This is a genomic window from uncultured Aquimarina sp. (assembly GCF_947492405.1).
In the GTDB taxonomy this organism is placed as follows: Bacteria; Bacteroidota; Bacteroidia; order Flavobacteriales; family Flavobacteriaceae; genus Aquimarina.
Map to the genome: position 1 here is coordinate 147,251 of NZ_CANLMP010000002.1, position 22,127 is coordinate 169,377.

The following is a 22,127-nucleotide window of genomic DNA, read 5'->3' on the forward strand; positions in this document are numbered from 1 at the left end:
TAAATACTATTATTGATGAAAAATATATATCTATTAGCATTACTGATATTAGGAATATCTTGTAATGACAACAACGATGTACTGGAAGATAATTTTACGAGAGGTGGATTAGTAGTATGGGATGAAATACCGGAATCATTTAGACTTAACTTTTTAGAAATCGACAACCTTGAGTTTTCTAATGGTGTTGAAGACCCAAACAATAATATCATTTCGTATGATTTATCATTGACCTACGGAGATATTACGGTTGATAAATTTATAACATTAACCTCTTTCCCAAATACATTAACTTTTACTGGACAAGATATTTTAACAGCATTAAATCTGACTAAAGAAGAGATTGATATTGCTATTCCTTTAGATTTTGTTGCTATCATAAGTACGACGAATGGTGTTTTTGATGGAGCAATAACAGTTTTTAATAGTGACGATAACACCAATGATGGAGGTGATTCCGGTCCTGGATTATTAGATAACCCTTCTTTTAATCAAGCAATAAATTTTAGAATGTCATTCTTTGTGCCACCGCCATTAAAACTAAGAGGAACATCTTTTGAAGAGCCTTTCGGTACCGATGATCGGTATACAAGACCTGACGCAGTTGCCATAGGCGAGCTATTAAATAATCCAGGAGAAAGACATGTAATGCATACTGCGACTGGTATTGGTGTAGATGATGAAATAGGATTTAGATCTTTTTTCTCCGACCCAAACACCACGGTAAGTAGTCCTGGATTTACATCAGAGCAAATTGGAGTTAGTAATGATGGCGGTCCAACTGGTGGTTCATTTTTAGATGGGAATCAAGCGTACCAGATAGAAGATATAGATGGAACGATTAGAATAGAATTTGATAGAGTACCAGTGGATGTTGCACAACATCCATCAACAGGTATACAGATTCAGTATTTTCCTATTGGAGGAAACAATCGCGAAGACGATGATTTTATTAGAGTAACGGCTATTATAGAAAGAGCAGATAACACCACTGAAAACCTAGTACTTCTTGATATAGATGGATTAACTGTTAATGATGGGTTAGATACCTGGAATCTCGTGGATTCTGGTTTTTTAACAAATGTTGCGGCGTATACATTAATTGTGGAGATAGCTGTCGATGGAGGCTCAGAAGATACTTATTTTGATCAAATGCTAGTGTATATACCAGGATAGAGCTTTGCTAAAACGCTAAGTAGTAATAGTAAAAAATATAAAAATGAATAATATATATATATATAATAAAGTATCGGTAGTGATGTCAGTACTGGCATTGATTATGACAGGTATAATATCTTGTGGAGATGATGATTTTAGAGTAATACCAGAATCAGATCCAGCTCAAACAATTACTAACATTGATCCAGATGTAGCAGATATTGGATCTGAGGTTATTATCACAGGTACTAATTTTAGTCTCGTACGTGCAAATAACAGAGTGAGTTTTAATGGAGTATTTGCATCTGTCATCTCTGTCAGTGAAACAGAGTTGACAGTGAATGTTCCCGAAGGAGCTACTACAGGACCAGTAGCTTTAACAATTGGTCAGATTACGGTAGATGGTCCTAGTTTTAGAGTTGTTAGTGCGCCAATGATTACAAGCTTAAGCGTAACCGGAGCCGCAGTTGGAGAAACAGTTGTGATTACCGGAGTAAACTTTGGAGAAACTATTGCGGATAACTCTGTAGCATTTAATGGAACCGAAGCCGAAATTATTGCAGCATCAACGACGGAAATAACAGTGGTTATTCCTGATGGCGCCACAACGGGTCCACTTACGGTTGAAGTTTTAGGTCAAACAGGAACCATAGAATTATTTACGATAACACCGACTATTACATCGTTTAGTCCAGAAAGTGGCGCAGCGGATGATGAAATAACAATCACAGGAACAAATTTTAATGTAGATGTAGATGTCAATAATGTAAGCTTTAACGGAGTTTTAGCTAACGTAATTTCAGCTTCGACTACAGAATTGGTAGTGGAAGTTCCAGCTGAAGCCAGTTCTGGAAGAATAGCTGTAGAAATAGAAGGTTTATTGGCTACTAGTGAAACAGATTTTATCACGATACCTTCTATAGTATCCTTTTCCCCAGAAGTTGGAGCATCAGGAATAGAAGTAATTATAACAGGAGGTAATTTCAGTACAATTCCTGGAGATAATGTGGTTAGGTTTAATGGTGTTGTTGCTGTAGTTACAGAAAGTACGGTCACCAGTATTACTACATCAGTACCAAATGGATCTGAAACTGGACCAATTACAGTAGAAGTTGATGGTCAAATAGGTACAAGTACTAGTGATTTTGTAATTGACAATAGTGTTGTAACCCTACTGGTAGCAATTAATAATGTCAATGATGACGTAGAAGAAGCTGAAGACGGTAGAATGTTATTGGAAAGCGGTGATCTCGAATTAGGAGAATTTGATACTTTTAGTACACCAGATGTAGGACTACAAAAAATCGGACTTCGTTTTAATAATGTCACAATTCCAACAGGAGTAACCATTCAAGAAGCAAAAATTATATTCGTAGCGGATCAAACAGAAGGAGCAAACCCAACAGAAATGACAATTTTTGGTGAAGACGTTGGCAATGCTGCAGCATATACAGAAGATTTAGGAAATTTATCCGCCAGACCTTTAACAATGGCCAATGCGGTTTGGAATATACCTGAGTGGATAGGAACAGATACCCCCATTGCCGATAGAACAACCGTAGATATATCAAATATTATTAATGAGATTATCGCAAGAGGAGACTGGACTGAAGGAAATAGTATGAATTTTATTTTTGAAGCTTCAGGAGTTTCTGCAGGAGCAACAGAAAATAATGTCGGCCGAGAAGCGGAGACTTATGATGTTGATAACCCACAAGAAGGAGCTCAATTAATGATTAAATATATGATCAACTAAGACCAAAAAGACTTGGTTATCAGATTCATTTTGAAAACCAGGTCTTTCTTTAGATGTATCAGACTAACAGGTTATTCTTGGATTCTAAACGATCCAGATAGCATCTGTTATAGCTATTTTACACACAAAATTTATAGAAATATGAAATCTACGATATACACCATAATTACTTTATCATTATTGATGATGAGTTGTCAGAGTGATGATGATATTACTGCTTCTATTCAAGAAGGAGGCAATGTTTTTTTTAATCTTGAAAGCATTGAGGTTGACCGTACTTCATCTCAGCCCGTAATGGTTGAATTGAGATATGATGGACCAAAACAAGATTTGGATATTACAGTACCTTTTACAATTAGTTTTCCCGGAGAGAACAATGCGGTAGAAAATGAAGATTTTTTGCTACCTCAATCTGATTCTTTTATTATTAAAAGAGGGCAAGCTGTTACAAGCGTGGTTTTACTACAAAGGGTATTAAACAACCCAGAAGCAAACCAAAATAGATCTTTGACTTTTACATTACAATCTAGCGAAGGAGTTACTATAGGAAATTCATCCAGTAATGGTAATTCAATTACTATTACATTAAATTCAACTACCGAAATCGAAGAAGTGGATCCTAATGACCCAGAAGATTTTATAGGAGATAAAAAATTTGCTATTACTGTGGGAACTTCTACTTTGAAAATTCCATACTTCTCAGGTCGAGAAGATATTAGAGAAACAGATAATAACGATATCACAAGGGCTATAGTTGTTTTGCACGGTTCAGGAAGGACTGCAAAAAAACAATATACACGCATGTTAGCAGCTGCAAATCTGGAAACTAATAAGCTTGATTCACTATTAATTGTTTCGCCACAATTTTTAGAAGAAGAAGATATTGACAACTTTGTTTTGGATGAAGAACATCTGTATTGGAGTGGATCTGGATGGCGTATAGGATTTACTTCACAAGATGAAGATAGTAATCCTCGACCAGAAAGGGTGTCTTCTTATACCGTTATGGATTCTATAATGGTAAACCTGTCAAAATACCCTAATTTAAAAAAGATAGTATTAACAGGTCATTCAGCTGGAGGTCAGTTTGTAAATAGATATTCTGCAACTTCTCCAATTGCAGATGATTTAATAGCAGATGGGATTGATATAAGTTTTGTGGTTAATAATCCTGCTTCTTATGTATATATGAACAATACCCGTAAGGTTCTTGGTACAGAAAATACCTTTGCCGTACCTACAATTAATTGCTCTGGCTATAATGATTATAGATATGGTTTGGATGATTTACCATCGTACTTAAGAGATATAGGAGGTGAAGATGTTATTAGAGATAGATTAAAACAAAGAAAAGTAGCATATCTAATTGGTCAGAATGATAATGACCCCAATTTTCCGAATTTTGATGATTCTTGTGAAGCAGTATTGCAAGGGAGAGACAGGTTTGAAAGAGCTATTAATTATTTTGATCACTTAAATGATTTTTACGGAACTTCTATTAATGATCTTCAAAAAATAGAAGTTGTTCCGGGAGCAGGACATAGTAGTGAAGATATGTATTTGTCAGAAGTGGGGCGCAGGAATATATTTAGAAACTAATATTGATTTCTAATCCGAGACAGTACTATAAAGTTTGCTTCCTGTTGATGAGGTTTACTACAATTTAAATACCCCGATACTTATTTGAGTTAGCCATTGGATAAATGAGCCTGATATTATGATGAATCATCAGGCTCTTTATTTGCTCAATTTTGACAAGATCGATTATAGACATTACATAATATTATTTAATACAATGAACCGTGACAAATAAGATATTAATTATTATATCAATATTCACTTTTTGGCAGAGTACATCCCAGAAGAAACAGCTTACACATAAGGATTATGACTTATGGAAGGAAATTACAGATATCAAAGTATCCGTTAATGGTAAATTGATAGTTTCTGAAATTAAACGGGTTACCAGAAGAGGAGATGGCTATTTAGAAATATATAATTCTGATACTCAAAAAAAATATCAGTTTGAAAATGGATATGCTGCATCTATAACGTGCGATGAAAAGTATATCATTTTTAGGCAAAAACCCGAATATGAAACTTTAAGAAAAGAGATAAAAAAGAAAACAAAAAAAGAGGATCAATCTAAAGATAAGTTGTTAATTTTTAATGTAAAATTAAATAAAATAGTGGATACTATTCAGAGCGTAAAGGGATACAAAGTACCTGAAAAAACGCCTGTTTATATAGTTATAGAACATTTTAAAAATAGGAATAGAACTTCGAAGAGAGAAAAACAAAATACTGTAAAAGGAGAATATAGAACATCGTTTATTCAGGATTATATATTGATTTATAACCTGAAAAATAAACGAAAAGACACTGTTTTACAGATAAAAGATTATGTATTACCGGAGTTTGGAGATATCTTCTATTATTCTACAACTACAGGGAAAAATCAGAAAAAGAATAATAAAAGAGATATCGGTGTGTATTCATATAATATCCGAACTGGAGTGTCAAAAGTTATAGATACAGGAAAATACAAATACGATAAACTTTCTACGAATCAATGGGGCGATCATTTTGCCTACTTGTCGGCAAGGGATTCTACATCGTTAGATTCATTGCGATTCGAATTACAAGTATATGTAAAGGATACTTTGAAAACACTGGTTGATGTATTTGGTAATAATTTGCAAGATGGTTGGATGATTAGTAAAAATCAAAAACCTAAATTCTCAAAGAACAGCAAGAGATTATATTTCTACTCAAAACCAATACCAACATATTATAAAGACACAACACTTTTGGAAAATGAAATTCCCGAGGTTGATATATGGAACTGGAAAGATAAAATGATTCAACCAGAACAAGGATCAAATTACAAGGAACTAAGTGAAAAAGCATATTGCTCATACTATGATATCCAAAAAGAAGTTTTTGTGAGAATTCAGGATGAAAATATTGATGCTTTGTATATGAATCAGTTTAAAGAACAAAAATATATTCTAGGATCGGATAAGAGTCCTTATCAAAGAGAATACTCCTGGAAACATCCTAGAACCCAAGATTTTTATGTCGTTAATACGGAAACGGGAAAAAAAAGAGTAGCAGTACAAAATATTAAAACCCGTCCATTCTTATCTCCTGATAATAAGTTTGCTGTATATTTTGATAATAACCAGCAACATTGGTTTTCCTTAGAACTATCTACCCTAAAGCTTAGAAACCTTACGGGTAAACTTGATGTAATCTTTTATGATAAGGAAAATGATCGCCCTTCATCACCTTTACCCCATGGTTTTGGAGGGTTTGATCAAGACGGTAACGCGTTGATATATGATCAATTTGATATTTGGAGAGTTTTCCTCGATGGAAGTAAAAGGCCACAGAATATTACTAGAATTGGAGTAAGTAAAAAAATAGTATTTAGAACAGAAAGGTTAGACCCAGAACAAAAAGCAAAAGCAACATATGTTAATAAAAAATTATTAGTAACAAGCTTTGATAAAAAAACAAAAGTATCGGGGCTTTATCTTTTGAATAAACAACAATTAATAGAAAAAATAAAACCTACTTCATTTTTAATAAAGAACTATACAAAGGCTTCAAAAACGGATATTTTAGCTTTTACTAAAGAAAATTTCAATACTTCACCAAATCTATATTTTTCTAATAAAGAGTTTAAAAACATTTTGAGAATAAATGATATAAACCCACAACAAGAAGAATTTAAGTGGGGAATAGCAGAACTTTTCTACTGGAAAGCGTATGATGGCAAAAAGCTAGAAGGTATTATTTATAAGCCAGAAGATTTTGATCCTTCTAAGAAGTATCCTATGATAACTCACTTTTATGAAAAAAAATCTGATACATATTCGAAATATCATATTCCCAAACCTAGCAAATCAACAGTAAACCGTAGCTATTTAGTGAGTAATGACTATGTGCTTTTTGTTCCTAATATTATTTATGATGAAGGAAAGCCAGGAGCTAGTGCATATAATTGTATTGTATCGGGAGTAGAAGCAGTAGAAAAATTGGGATATGTCGATAGTAACAATATAGGGATTCAAGGACAAAGTTGGGGAGGATATCAGGTAGCGTATTTGATTACTGTGACCAATAAATTTAAAGCGGCTATGGCGGGAGCACCTGTAAGTAACATGACTTCAGCATATGGTGGAATTCGATGGGAATCAGGAAGAAGCAGAGCTTTTCAATACGAAAAAGGGCAGAGTAGGATTGGAAAAAGTCTATGGGAGCGTCCTGATTTTTATATAAAAAATTCTCCATTATTCGGAATACCAAATATAGAAACCCCCTTATTAATAATGCACAATGATCAAGATGGAGCTGTACCTTATTATCAAGGTATAGAGATGTTTATGGGGATGAGACGTTTAGAAAAGCCTGTTTGGTTATTAGTTTACAATAAAGAAGCTCATAATTTAAAAAAAATGAAAAACAAGCAGGATCTATCTATTAGGATGATGCAATTTTTTGATCATTATCTTAAGAACAAACCAGCACCTATGTGGATGACTAATGGAGTATCTAGAGTAAATAAAGGGATTGATTTGGGATATGAACTTGATATAAAAAATAAAAGCTAAATGCTTTTTTGAAATAATATTAATTGTATACAAAAAATTAGATAATTCACATGAAGAAACTTGCATTGCATTGGCAGATAATGATCGGAATGATCGCTGGGATATTATTCAGATTTCTTGGTGACCCAAAAGTCAAGGGTTGGAATGATCATTAATAAAAATAGACCTATAAATATGCTAAATGATTTCCTACACTTTAGTATTAAATCTGAAAATTATTATTTAAACAAAATATGAAAACAAGAAAAGAAACAGATCTCTTGGGAAGCTTAGAAATTTTAGAGAGTTCATATTATGGTATACATACTCAAAGAGCTATTAATAATTTTCAATTTTCAAATTCAAAAATTGGTCACTTTCCTATTTTTGTCAGAGCATTAATTTTAACCAAAAAGTCCTGTGCATCTGCAAATAGGGACATTGGTGCTATTCCTGAAGATAAAGCCAATATGATTCTTCAAGCCTGTGATCATATTTTAAGTGATTTAGAAAAATATACTAAGTATTTTCCTTCTGATGTATTTCAGGGAGGAGCGGGAACTTCTGTAAATATGAATGCAAATGAAGTCATTGCCAATGTTGCTCTTGAATTAAAAGGTTATGCGAAAGGTAGCTACGATGTTTTACACCCCAATGATCATGTTAATAGATCTCAATCAACGAATGACGCATATCCTACAGCTTTTAGAATTGCAATTTTTTACTATATAAATCATCTATTAGAGCGTATTGAGATACTATGTACAAGTCTTGATAAAAAAGAATTTGAGTTTAAAGAAATCATTAAAATGGGAAGGACTCAATTACAAGATGCAGTCCCAATGTCTTTAGGAGATGAATTCGGAGCTTGGTCTTCTAATTTAAAAGAAGAAATAAAGAATTTAAAAAATTGTCGTGACCTAATTTTAGAAGTTAATTTGGGAGCAACTGCAATTGGTACAGGTGTCAATGTACCCAATGGTTTTTCTAAGTTATCCATCGATTATTTAAAACAATATACAAAAGTCAATTTTGTTCCTTCTGATAATTTAATTGAAGCTACTTCGGATTGTGGTGCTTATGTTATGATTTCTGGGGCTTTAAAACGAACTAGTGTTAAGCTATCTAAAATTTGTAATGATTTACGTTTACTATCATCTGGTCCTCGATGTGGACTCAATGAAATAAACTTACCAGAAATGCAAGCAGGCTCTTCCATTATGCCGGCAAAAGTAAATCCAGTAATTCCTGAAGTTGTTAATCAAATTTGTTTTAAAATAATAGGTAACGATGTTACAATTTCTTTTGCCGCAGAAGCTGGACAGTTACAGCTCAATGTTATGGAGCCCGTAATTGCACAATGTATGTTTGAATCGGTAGAATTATTATCAAATGCATGTACTACACTCGCCAAAAAATGTATCGATGGTATTACATCTAATGAGGAGGATACCAGACAAATGGTCTTTAATTCTGTGGGTATTATTACATTTTTGAATCCATATATTGGTCATCATATGGGTGATCTTTTAGGTAAAGAAGCAGTAACCACAGGTAAAACAATACGAGAGCTAGTATTAGAAAAGGAACTTTTATCCGAAAAAGATCTGGACAATATTCTAAGTGTAGAAAATATGATGAATCCTAAATATAAAGCCACTTTACATAAGTAAAGTAATTTTTAATCTAATAACTTCTGTGGGAAAAAGAACAAATCTCGAAAAAAATGAAAATGAAGTTTTTACTTTTTATTAATTTCATATTTATTTTCAGAAGTTTGGGCACTCGGCAAGATATTAATGCTCGTACCCAAAATTTAATTCAGAACCTAACTTCTTAAAAACCCATTATTATCTAATTAATTTATTGATATGAATCTCTCTTTAAATCCAAAATTGTTGTTTTTATCATTTTTCACCTTAAGTATAACAGTCTTGTCACAAGATTTTAAAGCCTTACAATATCGCACTGTAGGTCCCGCTCGCGGCGGTCGTGTTACGGCGGTAACTGGAGTAGCTATGAAACCAGGCAATTTTTATTTAGGAGCTTCTGGAGGAGGTGTTTGGAAATCTGAAGACTATGGAACCACTTGGAATAATGTTTCTGATGGATTTTTTGACACACCATCGATAGGAGCAATACAGGTAGCAGAGAATGACCCAAACATAGTATATGTTGGTACTGGTTCTGACGGATTACGAAGTAACGTCATTAGTGGAAAGGGAGTATACAAATCAATTGATGCTGGAAAAACGTGGGAGCATATCGGGCTTAAACATGTAGGTCAGATTGGTGCTGTAGAAATTGATCCTACTGATAGTAATGTGGTTTGGGTAGCTGCTATTGGTAATGCTTTTAAAAGTAATCCGGAGCGAGGTATATTCAAAACTACAGATGGGGGAAAAAATTGGGAAAAAATACTATTCATTTCTGATAAAGTAGGATTTTCGGATCTTGAATTATTACCAGGAAATCCTAATGTAATTTATGCTGCGGCATGGAAGGCAGAACGTAAACCTTGGACTATCATATCAGGAGGTTCTTCGGAAGAAGGAGGTATCTACAAATCTGTAAATGGCGGTAAAGACTGGATACAACTTAAAAACGGACTTCCAAAAGGAAAGATTGGAAAGATTGATTTAGCCGTTTCACCAGTTAATTCTAGTATTATCTATGCTGTTATCGAAGCTCCAAAAGGAGAGCAAGGACTTTATAAATCAGTAGATCAAGGGAAATCATTTGAGCATGTTTCAGACGATAAGCGTTTAGTGAATAGGCCTTTTTATTATACCAATATAGAATTGGATCCAACAAACCCTGATATCGTTTATTCCAATGCAAATCCATTAATTAAATCAAAAGACGGTGGAAAAACATGGAAAGAAATGAAAGTCCCGCATGGAGACAATCATGATATTTGGTTGAATCCAAATAATCCTGAACTATTAATCCAAGCAAATGATGGTGGTGCTAATGTGAGTTTTAATGGTGGAAAGACTTGGTCTTCACAATTCAACCAACCAACCGCCGAATTGTATCAGGTTGAAGTTGATGATCAATACCCATATTGGTTATACGCAGGACAACAAGACAATTATACTACCATTGCTGTGCCAAGTTTTCCACCCAGCGCAGTACAGAGCGTTGGTTCTGCTTGGGTTATCAATACAGGAGGTTGTGAAACTGGTCCCGCTGTCCCAAAGCCTGGTAACCATAATATCGTGTATGTTAATTGCAAAGGGCGTTTTGGAGTATTCAATAAGTTAACTGGCGTTGAAAAAAGTCATTATGTAGGTGCAACTAATATCTATGGACACAATCCCAAAGATTTGAAATATCGCTTTCAGCGAGTGGCGCCAGTGCATGTTTCGCCACATAATTCAGATGTGATTTATCATGGATCTCAATTCTTGCATAAAACAGATTCTGATGGGTATTCATGGGAAATTATCTCGCCAGATTTAACGGCTTTTGAAGAAGATAAACAGGTAATTTCAGGAAGTCCCATTACTCGTGATATTACAGGAGAGGAATATTATAGTACATTATATTCTATAAGAGAATCTGAATTACAAGAAGGTTTAATCTGGATAGGATCCAATGATGGAGTCATCTCGGTGACCAGAGATGGTGGTAAAACATGGAAAAATGTAACTCCTAAAAAACTGCCAAAAGGAGGTAGAGTAGAATCGATTGCACCATCAAAACATGATGTTGCTACTGCTTACATAGCAGTAGATAGACATATCTTGGGAGATACACGACCTTATCTTTATAAAACTACGGATTATGGTATGAATTGGACCTTATTAAGTACAGGATCTAATGGAATTCCTGGTGATTACACCACCCGTGTTTTGAGAGAAGATCCTGTAAAACCAGGATTATTATATGTAGGAACGGAATACGGTATGTTTGTTTCATTTGATGATGGTATAACTTGGCAGTCGTTTCAACAAAATCTTCCTGTAACACCAATTACGGACATTAAAATTTTTAGAGGTGATTTGGTATTGAGTACAATGGGACGTGGTTTTTGGATTTTAGATAATATTACCAGCCTTAGGGATGAAATGATGCCAAATCTAGGAATAGCATCACACCTTTTTAAACCCGATACTACCATTCGATATCGGTATCCAAAAGTACGTGCTAATAATAGCTTCCCAAAATATCCAAGAACAGCTGTGCATATCGACTATTATTTACCGAAGGCAATTAAAGGGTTGAAATTAGAAATTTTAGATGTGAAAAAATCACCTATTATCACAGTTTTAAATGATAGTACTTTGCTGAAATCTTCAATAAACGAGGAAGAAGATATGAATCTAAGTACTACCTTTCGTTATGTCAATAAGAAATTAACATCAAAGAAAGGACTGAATCGTTTTGATTGGGATCTTCTGGAAAAAGGACCGTGGCATAAGGAGATCAAAAAAAGATACAAAAACGGACCGATGGTTCCTCCTGGAAAGTACACTGTTAGACTTACAGTTGACGATCAAACTATGGAACAAGAATTTGAAATATTGATCGATCCTCGTATAAAAGCAGATAGTATGACTCAAGAACTATTTCAAAAACAGCACGATATGCAAGTAAAAATAATAGCATTGTTATCTGAGGCTCGTTTAGAACAAGATCGATTGGAAAAAGAAGTGAAGGAATTAGAAGCCAAAAAAGATAAAGCGAATAAAGATAGGTTGAAAGATATAAAAACAGCTCTAAAACTACTTAAGAATGCAGAAGGAGCGTATCCCCAACAAATGCTAGTATCACAAATATCATACATCTACAATATGGTTAATAGCGCTGATCAAGTGATTGGAGAAGATGTGATGAATCGTTATAATGAATTGATGACCGATTTTAAAGAAATAAAAAACAAGATCCAGTAAATTTAATTCAACATAAGAAGCAGTTTGTCCTATAGACGTATTGAAATATACTAAAAAGAGAACTAGACTTCTATGTCTTGAGTATTACTCAAAGTAGAACAACATAAAAACAAACTGATCGATATGTTAGAAAAAGAGTAATTTAAACTCCTCATAATTTTAACAAAAATACGCTACTAAATATGCTTCTTTTCCTGAATGGATTAGTTAGTTTCTATATCGGCGTAATAAACTTAAATACTCATATTGTTTTTCAGTTACAATATTTTGTTGATATAATAATTTAAATCTGACTGAGACTAAATAAGTTCTATTATCTTTTAATCTAGTTTTCTGGCTATCAGAAGTTTTATTTGGAACAAGTTTTTTCCATATACACTCTATTATAACCTGAACTTGATCTAAGGATTTAGCAGAACAGTGCTAATTGATCAGTTTTAATGGTTTCAAATTTGATTGCAGGTTTCCCGCTAGTAACATATCTAATTCTTATAGGTATTGTGAATTTACTATTCAAACCCTTCCCTAGATTTGGAATAATTTATCTGAACATCAGCAATTACATATAGAGCATCACGTATGCGTTCAACCTGCTCATCGGTGAGATTTTCTCTACCAGATTTTTCTAAAACTTTTCTACAATAGGTTATACTTAACTTCTTTTCCATAACATGACCTCTGAAAGGATTCAAACCTCCTAAAACACTAAAAAACAACCACTTAAAATATGTTTTACTTAAATTAAAATTTAAACAAATTTTGCCGAACCCTATCACAATTATCTTAAGACCTTGATTATCAGTAATTAAAATAAAAAAGGACAAGTGAAGTTTTCACTTGTCCCCTGTGGTGACCGTGGAGGGATTCAAACCCCCAACCCTCAGAGCCGAAATCTGATGCGCTATTCAGTTGCGCCACACGGCCTAATATGTTGTTTCCTCCATCTTCTTCCCGCAGCAGACTTGAGATATTTCTCTCTAATCCTTGCTTCTTGTCGAGTTTCAAAAACTTCTTTTAAAACTATCTTCCAAGGTTTAAATGCCTTAGTTGACTGTGTTTTTCCTAAGTTATGCTCAAATAACCTTCTGTCCAAATTATCTGTCATACCTATATAATATTTGTCGTAATCCACACTATAAAGAACATACACATAATACATACTATTCGTTTTATGCGCCCCGCCCAAACGAAACTAACGTCAGTTCGGATCGGGAGGGTATTTAGTTGCGCCACTGGGCCTATTAAAAATCTTTACGATAATTTAGCTTTTACAATGGTAGAAATCGTTTTTCCATCAGCTTTACCGGCTAGTTGTCCAGATGCCATTCCCATTACCTTACCCATATCTTTCATTCCTGCAGCACCTGTTTTAGCAATTATATCAACAACTACTGCTTCTATTTCTGCTTCACTCATTTGCTCCGGTAAAAATTGCTCAATTACTTTTGCCTGGTCCAATTCTGGTTGCGCCAAATCATCTCTTCCCTGCTCTGTAAAAATAGCTGCACTATCCTTACGTTGTTTCACCTGCTTTTGTAATAGTTTCAATTCCTGATCCTCTGTCAATTCTTCTTTAGCTCCACTCTCAGTCTGAGCTAATAAAATTGCAGATTTAATAGCACGCAATGATGTCAAAGCATTAGTATCTTTAGCTTTCATTGCTTCTTTCATAGCAGTCATTACTTTTGCCTGTAAACTCATAGATAATCGGTTTTAATCTTTTGGATTGCGAAGATAAAAAATAAACCGATAATCCATTTTAGATTATCGGTTTAGTTTACACAATACTGTTAAATTTTGGATTCCAGTCTTTCATTTATTCTGAGTTGTCGAAGGGCTGGAATGATAAATGATTAATCTACATTATCATGTAGAAAAGAATTATTTTTTCTTAATTGAATATCATCATTACTATCAGTCCCTAAAGAAGTTCTTGATAATTCTGACGATCCTGGTTTAGAGTCTACATCTAGTCCTGCACGCTTATATGCAGGTTCTTTCTCGATATCATCAATATTAGATGCATTATTTCTAAACTTATAATTAAACTCCTTCATTTTAGCTCTACGCTCTGCAGCTCTGGCTTTTAAAGTTTCAGAAATTGGTTGATCTATTGGATCAGCATTTTCTGAAGGTTCTGATTCTTCGGCTGGAGCAATGGTTTTCTTCTCGAAAACTACTTCTTTATCCTCTTCTATTACCTGAGTTTCAGGTTTAGCCTCAGTTAATCTCTTTTCTTCTTCCATGTATTCCTCAAGACTATACTTACGAACACCACCTATTTCAGCCTCAGTTACCGGAACAACTTCTATTGGTTCATTAACCTCTACTTCTAAAATATCATCAGTAAGATCAAAAACAATTGGTTTTTCATCTTCTTCTTTTTTAGCAATTGGAGGTATGCTTTCCTTAGTAGTAGGCGGGTTACTTTCTTCCTGGTTTCCGCTTACCGGCATATCAAATGCCAAGGTAAACTGATCTTCTTTTTCCTGTTCGTTTTCTGCAGCAGCTACTTCATTAGCATCGTTTACCTCAATTTGGTTTATAATATCCTGAGCATTAATGATTACAAAATCATTATCTGTTGAGAATGGGTTTACTACTTCCGCATCTACCACATCCAAATTTTTCAAAAACTCAGTGGTAGGCAATAATAAAGATTCTTTGATATCTTCTTCCTCTTCCTCAATCAATTCGTGCTTAATTATAGGCTCTTCTTTTACCTCTTCTTTCTGAGTTACAGGTGCTATTATTGGAGTAGTTCTAGATGTCGACTTAGGAGTTAAATCCTGAGTTGTCGCTCTTTGTTCCTCTTCTAAAGTATGAATGATCCTTTTTGTCTCAGTATTTACAATTTCATCTTGTTGTTCTACATCAAAACCTGTTGCTATTACTGTTACAGAAATTGCATCTTCTAGTGATTCATCTTCTCCAACACCCATAATGATATTGGCACCATGACCTGCTTCTTGCTGAATGTGATCATTAATTTCTCCTATCTCATCAATAGTAATTTCTTCTTTTCCAGAAACTATTAATAATAATACATTTTTAGCACCGGTAATTTTATTATCATTAAGTAATGGTGAGTCTAATGCTTTTACAATAGCATCGTGAGCACGTTTTGCACCAGAGGCATTAGCTGACCCCATGATTGCCGTACCACTATTACTAAGTACAGTTTTAGCATCACGTAAATCAATATTCTGTGTATAGTGATGTGTTATCACTTCAGCGATTCCTCTGGATGCTGTAGCTAATACTTCATCTGCCTTAGAGAAACCAGCTTTAAAACCTAAATTACCATATACTTCGCGTAATTTATTATTATTAATAACTACTAAAGAATCTACATGTGCACGTAGTTTTTCTACACCTAACTGTGCTTGTTCGTTACGCATTTTTCCTTCGAACTGAAATGGAATTGTAACGATACCGACTGTAAGAATATCTAATTCTCTTGCCATTTTAGCAATGATCGGTGCTGCTCCAGTACCAGTTCCTCCCCCCATACCAGCGGTGATAAATATCATTTTGGTATTGGTATCCAGCATTCTTTTGATTTCTTCGTAGCTTTCTACTGCAGACTGTTCTCCTACTTCAGGATTTGCTCCTGCACCTAATCCTTCTGTAAGAGACACTCCCAACTGTATCTTATTCGGAATAGGACTATTTTCTAATGCTTGTGCATCAGTATTACAAATAACGAAATCAACACCTTTGATTCCCTGCTGGAACATGTGATTAATGGCATTACTACCACCTCCTCCAACTCCAATAACTTTAATTACATTTGATTGATTCTTGGGTAAATCAAAAGAAATGTTCTCGAACTCCTCATTGTTACTCATAATTGCTAATTTTCTTGTTCTCTTACTTTTATTTCTTACTATCTTTTTATGTTCAAAACTGAACTATATAACTTTCCAACTATTCTGCATTATCCAAAAACTCCTTGAACTTCTCTGTCCATTTCTCTAGAATATTTTTTCTAGGTCTGTTATCAATTACAGGTTTTTCCTCTTCGATACCTTCTCCTGCGATCGATGCGGTTTCTTCTTTTATCTCCTCTTCTACAATAGCTTCTTTTATAGCCGCTTTTTTCTGTTTACTGATATGTACTAGGCTATCCATGACTAATCCTACTGCAGTTGCGTACATAGGACTTGTAGTTTCTGGATCGCTATTACCTGCCAGATGCTCATTAGGATATCCGATACGGGTATCCATACCTGTAATATATTCTACTAATTGCTTTAGGTGTTTTAGTTGAGATCCTCCACCTGTCAAAACGATACCTGCAATTAATTTTTTCTTAGGCGACTCATGCCCATAGTTTTTGATTTCTAAAAAAACTTGTTCTATAATTTCCACAACACGTGCGTGTATAATTTTAGATAAGTTTTTTAGTGTAATCTCTTTTGGTTCTCTTCCTCTTAATCCTGGAATTGAAACAATCTCATTGTCTTTATTTTCTCCAGGCCATGCTGATCCAAATTTGATCTTAAGCAATTCTGCTTGTTTTTCTATAATAGAGCAACCTTCTTTAATATCTTCAGTAATCACATTTCCACCAAAAGGAATAACCGCAGTATGACGAATAATTCCATCTTTAAAAATGGCTAAATCTGTTGTACCACCTCCTATATCAATTAATGCTACACCTGCTTCTTTTTCTTCCTGACTTAGGACAGCATTAGCAGACGCTAAGGGTTCCAAGGTTACATCTGACAATTCTAATCCAGAACTTTTTACGCATCTCCCGATATTACGAATAGAAGTTACCTGACCAACCACTACGTGAAAATTAGCCTCTAATCGCCCTCCGTACATCCCTACAGGTTCTTTTATTTCTGCTTGACCATCTACTTTGTATTCTTGTGGCAACACATGTAAAATTTCTTCACCTGGTAACATTACTAATTTGTGCACCTGATTACATAGTGTATCAATATCTTCTTCGTCAATAACTGCATCTGCATTAGGGCGTGTGATATAATCGCTATGCTGTAAACTTCTTATATGTTGACCAGCAATACCTACCGTTACTTCACTTATTTTAACTCCAGAAACGCTTTCTGCTTCTTGAACAGCTTGCTGAATTGATTGTATCGTCTGGGTAATATTATTTACCACACCACGGTGTACACCAAGGCTTTTGGATTTACCAACACCCAATACTTCCATCTTTCCATACTCATTATATCTCCCCACCATAGCAACAATCTTTGTTGTTCCTATGTCTAATCCTACCGCTATTTCATTCTCTTCTCTTCCCATATTGGTATTATTTTATTGTACACACAACTTGGTTTCTAAACTGTAAACTGACTTTTTTATATTTATCCAGGCTCTGGTCTTTTAAAGCTTTTTGATAAAAAGCTTTAAAATTTTTCACCTTACTATCCAATTGTTCTACTTTACCAAAAACTACTTTAAAAGCATACACTCTTAATCCTAACTCATAATCTCCACTCTGGTTTCTATATACACTAACCACATGTTTTTTTAAAAACTCATCTTGTTGAATTTTTCTTAACAATGGGAAAATTTCAGAAACTTCTCGTTCTGAAACATTACTAACCAGAGGAACATGAGCTGAATAATTATCCGACAACGGCATCGTATTACCCGTGATATCTACATAAAAAGGAACAACCGCATTCACCCTAGCTATTGGAGTACGCTGCTTGATTCTTGCCTTAAGTTGTCCGTTTACAGTAAGATACACATCTGAATCTTCAATCATTTTGTGTGCATCCAGCCCCTTCTCTACAATATTCAAAACTAAAATTTCTTTACCTACGTCCGTCACTCCCACTTGATTTTGTATTAACAATTTATTAACCGTTAATTCATTTACGTATGGATTCTGCTCTTCGACAAATTCTATTTCTACTTCTTTGATCTTTCTACTATCATTTCTACTGCCTGTAAAAGCAAAAAGAAATGCTATCAAAGCAACAAGACCTACAAATTTCGCATATATCAAAATCTTCTTCATAACGCCAATAATGCTTGTTTTATATTCGTTACCTCTTCTCCTATATCACCTGCTCCAATGGTTGTAATAACCTGAGCATTACTTTTCAAAATTTCCTTTATTAAATTATTTTTATTAACTATTTTTTTATTTTCTAAGTTTATCATTTCCAGCAACCATTCTGAGGTCACACCTTCAATCGGTAACTCTCTTGCTGGGTATATATCCAACAATAACAATTCATCGAATTGACTAAGGCTTTCTGCAAACTCAATTGCAAAATCCTGCGTCCTGCTATACAAATGAGGTTGAAAAATTGCTAACACTTCTTTACCAGGATGCATCTCCCTTATAGCCTGATGTAATGCATTAATCTCTGTTGGATGATGGGCATAATCATCTACATAGACTAAATCATCGGATTTAATCTGATAACTAAAACGTCTCTGAACTCCTTTAAAAGAAAATAAAGCCTTTGCTAAGGCAGCGGTCGGGGAGCCGTATAGCAATGCCATAGCAAAGGCTGTTGTAGCATTTAACAAGTTGTGTTTACCTGGCAGGTTTAAATGCAAATCCTTGATGAGTTGAGTTGGTGTTTTTAAATCAAAAATATATGTACCATTATCAATCCGTACATTTTGAGCACAATAATCAGAATCATCTTCTATTCCGTATGTATTACCAGAAATAGGTAATCCATTACAAACCAAAAGATGATCTTTTGCTCTAGATGAAAATTCTTTAAATGATTCTTCTAGTGCATTGGCTTTTTTATAAATATCTAGATGATCTGCATCCATAGATGTAACCGCAGTAATGTCTGGATAGAGTTGTAAAAACGATCTATCAAATTCATCTGCTTCTACAACTACTACTTCATTTCCTTCTAGTATAAGGTTTGAATTATAGTTTTCACTTATACCGCCTAAAAAAGCTGTTACTTTTGCTCCACTTTCTTTTAACAGATGAGCCAAAATTGCTGTCGTAGTTGTTTTTCCATGAGTACCTGCCACCGCCAAGGTGTAGGTGTTTTTGGTAATAATCCCTAAAACCTCGGCTCTTTTCTTAATCGAAAACCCATTGTTTTTCACATAGTTCAATTCTGTATGATTCGCTGGAATTGCTGGAGTGTATATAATTAGTGTTTCATCAGGATTTAAAAATAATTCAGGTATTGCGGTAATGTCATCCCTAAAATGAATCTCAATCCTCAATTCTTCTAAACCCGAAGTAATCTGAGTTGGTGTTTTATCATATCCAGCTACATTTTTACCCAAAAACTTAAAATATCGTGCAAGAGCACTCATTCCGATACCACCGATACCGATAAAATATATATTATTTATGTCTTTTAAGCCCTTATTCATTCCTCAATTTTCTACCTTTTCTTTACTTATTATCTGTTCGATTTCATTTACAATATCTTTGGTTGCATTGGGCAATGCCATTTTTTTTATTGCGTGGGTCAATTTTATTTGCATAGCTTCAGATTCTAATAATTGAGTGATCGTTTTCTGAAACTTTTCATCCAGCTCACTTTCTTTTAACATCTTAGCTCCTTTTTGACTTACGATCGCATTCGCATTCTTAGTTTGATGATCTTCTGCTACATTAGGTGATGGAATAAACAATGTTGGCTTTGCCACAATACATAACTCTGAAACAGAACTAGCTCCAGCTCTTGAAACAATCGCATCAGCAGCAGCATATGCTATATCCATAGTATCCAGAAACTGATGCACTTGCACATCTTTATTAGCATCATACTTTTTATACTCATTGTAATATAACTTACCACATTGCCAGAGTATTTGAACTTCTTTCTTTGCAAAAAATTCAAGTTCTTTTTCTATTAGCTGATTAATTCTTCTAGCTCCAAGACTTCCGCCTATAATAAGAACTGTTTTCTTTTCTGGATCAAGATTGTACTTAGAAATTGCGCCCTTTCTCTTACTGTTTATCTCCAGTAAATCCTGACGAACTGGATTTCCTGTCTTTATAATTTTATCTTTTGGAAAAAAGCGTTCCATATCATCATAGGCTACACATATTTTATCCGCATCTTTTGCCAGCCATTTATTGGTAATACCTGGAAACGAATTTTGTTCCTGAAGTACTGTTGGGATCTTTGCTGAATTTGCCATTTTCAATAATGGCCCACTGGCAAAACCTCCTGTACCGATTACTATATCTGGATTAAAATTTTTAATAATTTTTTTGGACTTCCAAAGACTACTCAATAATTTAAAAGGAAACAACAAATTGCTCAACGACAACTTACGCTGAATTCCGCTAATCCATAAACCTTCTATCTCATACCCTGCTTGCGGAACTTTTTGCATTTCCATGCGATCTTTGGCACCTACAAACAATATAGAAGCTTCAGGATATCTATTCTTTAATTCATTGGCAATAGAAATTGCAGGATAAATATGTCCTCCTGTACCTCCACCCGATAGTATGATTCTTGGTTGTTGCTTCATATTGCTTCACTCAAAACCTCTAATGGATTTTCTTCTTTTATATTTAAATCATCCTTCTTTTCACTACTAAAGCCAGACTGATCTGATGCTAACATCTCCTCTCTACTACTACTTATACTTAATACCATTCCTATTGCCATACATGTCATCCAAATCGATGTCCCTCCACTACTAACTAGAGGAAGTGTCTGACCAGTCACTGGAAATAATTCTACAGCAACTGCCATATTAATCAATGCCTGAAAAACAATAGGTAATCCTACCCCGATTACTAGTAATTTACCAAATACATCAGAGCTTTTATGAGCAACGATGACCAATCTAAATAAAAGCATTAAATAGAGAAACATTAGAAAAACACCTCCAACTAATCCCCATTCTTCAATAATTATGGCATAAATAAAATCAGATGAAGATTGTGGCAAAAAGTTTCTTTGCACACTTTTACCTGGGCCTTTTCCCATTACACCACCTCTCGCTATCGCAATTTTGGCACGTTCTATCTGATAATCTTCTGGAGTATCTTTATCATTAAAAAAGTTTTCCGCTCTACTCACCCAAGTATCAACTCTATTCGGAAAAGCATCGGGAAAGGCCTTAGCTGTTAAAATAAAAAATGTCAGCGCTAATAAACCTGTTCCAAGCACTACAAAAATATGTCTTAAGGGATATCCTCCCAGGAACACCAACATAATTACCATAGAGAAAAGAATCGCTGCAGTAGAAAAGTTAGCTGGCAATATCAACATAAGAATTATAAAAACAGGCAACCAAAGCGGGATCAAAGACTCTTTAAAAGTTATTTTCTTATCTTTAATTTTCGACAAATATCTAGCTACATATGCCATTAGCACCACAGCTGCTAAGGTAGATGTCTGAAAGGTAACCCCCACAAAAGGAAGACGAATCCACCTACTAGCATTTGCTCCGCCTATTGTATTATTCTGAGCCATAGTAAACAACAACAAGATAACTACGACGGGTAACATGATAATAGAAAGTCCCTTAAAATAGTGATACGGGATCTTATGAACCCAGTACATAATACCAAACCCCAAAAGCAAATGTGCAAAATGCTTTACTAAAAACACAAAAGTATTTCCATCTCCATATAAATATGCTAAATTACTACTAGCACTATATACTGGCAGAAATGAAAACAAAGCCAATAGCGCGACGATTGCCCATATTACCTTATCTCCTTTTATATTTTTTAAAACCTTTGTCACTTTTATATTATTACTTATTTTT

General features: G+C 34.4%; 14 protein-coding genes and 1 tRNA gene. 6 read left to right on the top strand and 9 right to left on the bottom strand.

Translation table 11 applies throughout. The features are described 5' to 3' along the window. Positions 1-15 precede the first annotated feature (15 nt). From Q0829_RS07040 to Q0829_RS07065, 6 genes are all read left to right on the top strand, one after another. Complete coding sequence (locus Q0829_RS07040) at positions 16-1,176, top strand: hypothetical protein (RefSeq protein WP_298541461.1); 1,161 nt, start codon at positions 16-18, stop codon at positions 1,174-1,176. A 43-nt stretch (positions 1,177-1,219) separates the two neighbouring features. Further along, positions 1,220-2,914, top strand: a complete 1,695-nt coding sequence (locus Q0829_RS07045) for an IPT/TIG domain-containing protein (RefSeq protein ID WP_298541462.1) — start codon at positions 1,220-1,222, stop codon at positions 2,912-2,914. 141 nt (positions 2,915-3,055) lie between these two features. Then, the gene (locus Q0829_RS07050; RefSeq protein ID WP_298541463.1) at positions 3,056-4,513 is read left to right on the top strand and encodes a hypothetical protein; all 1,458 of its coding nucleotides are present in this window, start codon (positions 3,056-3,058) and stop codon (positions 4,511-4,513) included. Positions 4,514-4,716: 203 nt separating this feature from the next. Continuing rightward, positions 4,717-7,533: a prolyl oligopeptidase family serine peptidase gene (locus Q0829_RS07055; RefSeq protein WP_298541464.1), complete on the top strand. Its 2,817-nt coding sequence runs from the start codon at positions 4,717-4,719 to the stop codon at positions 7,531-7,533. Between the two features lie 233 nt (positions 7,534-7,766). Beyond that, a complete protein-coding gene (gene aspA / locus Q0829_RS07060; protein WP_298541466.1) occupies positions 7,767-9,185 on the top strand; it encodes an aspartate ammonia-lyase in 1,419 nt (472 codons plus the stop codon). Between the two features lie 198 nt (positions 9,186-9,383). After that, positions 9,384-12,410 carry a hypothetical protein gene (locus tag Q0829_RS07065; RefSeq protein WP_298541467.1) on the top strand — a complete coding sequence of 1,009 codons (3,027 nt, stop codon included), beginning with the start codon at positions 9,384-9,386 and terminating at the stop codon, positions 12,408-12,410. A gap of 847 nt (positions 12,411-13,257) precedes the next feature. On the opposite strand, the gene Q0829_RS07070 is transcribed toward Q0829_RS07065, so the two are convergent. The 9 genes from Q0829_RS07070 to Q0829_RS07110 all read right to left on the bottom strand — a co-directional run bounded on the left by Q0829_RS07070 (position 13,258) and on the right by Q0829_RS07110 (position 22,105). Then, positions 13,258-13,334, bottom strand: a tRNA-Arg gene (locus Q0829_RS07070). Then, on the bottom strand, positions 13,312-13,569 hold the full coding sequence (locus tag Q0829_RS07075; RefSeq protein WP_298541468.1) for a GIY-YIG nuclease family protein: 258 nt from the start codon (positions 13,567-13,569) through the stop codon (positions 13,312-13,314). Before Q0829_RS07075 ends, Q0829_RS07070 begins: the two co-directional genes overlap by 23 nt. 92 nt (positions 13,570-13,661) lie before the next feature. Next, positions 13,662-14,111 carry a GatB/YqeY domain-containing protein gene (locus Q0829_RS07080; RefSeq protein ID WP_298541470.1) on the bottom strand — a complete coding sequence of 150 codons (450 nt, stop codon included), beginning with the start codon at positions 14,109-14,111 and terminating at the stop codon, positions 13,662-13,664. Positions 14,112-14,263: 152 nt separating this feature from the next. Further along, positions 14,264-16,261 carry a cell division protein FtsZ gene (gene ftsZ, locus Q0829_RS07085; protein ID WP_298541471.1) on the bottom strand — a complete coding sequence of 666 codons (1,998 nt, stop codon included), beginning with the start codon at positions 16,259-16,261 and terminating at the stop codon, positions 14,264-14,266. A gap of 79 nt (positions 16,262-16,340) precedes the next feature. Continuing rightward, complete coding sequence (ftsA, locus tag Q0829_RS07090; RefSeq protein WP_298541472.1) at positions 16,341-17,690, bottom strand: cell division protein FtsA; 1,350 nt, start codon at positions 17,688-17,690, stop codon at positions 16,341-16,343. A gap of 7 nt (positions 17,691-17,697) precedes the next feature. After that, entirely contained in the window at positions 17,698-18,414 is a 717-nt protein-coding gene (locus Q0829_RS07095; protein ID WP_298541473.1) for a hypothetical protein, read from the bottom strand. Then, positions 18,411-19,760, bottom strand: a complete 1,350-nt coding sequence (gene murC, locus Q0829_RS07100) for a UDP-N-acetylmuramate--L-alanine ligase (RefSeq protein WP_298541474.1) — start codon at positions 19,758-19,760, stop codon at positions 18,411-18,413. Before murC ends, Q0829_RS07095 begins: the two co-directional genes overlap by 4 nt. Before the next feature lie 3 nt (positions 19,761-19,763). After that, complete coding sequence (gene murG, locus Q0829_RS07105; RefSeq protein WP_298541475.1) at positions 19,764-20,876, bottom strand: undecaprenyldiphospho-muramoylpentapeptide beta-N-acetylglucosaminyltransferase; 1,113 nt, start codon at positions 20,874-20,876, stop codon at positions 19,764-19,766. After that, the gene (locus tag Q0829_RS07110) at positions 20,873-22,105 is read right to left on the bottom strand and encodes an FtsW/RodA/SpoVE family cell cycle protein (protein WP_298541477.1); all 1,233 of its coding nucleotides are present in this window, start codon (positions 22,103-22,105) and stop codon (positions 20,873-20,875) included. The genes murG and Q0829_RS07110 overlap by 4 nt, the downstream gene beginning before the upstream one ends. Positions 22,106-22,127: the final 22 nt, after the last annotated feature.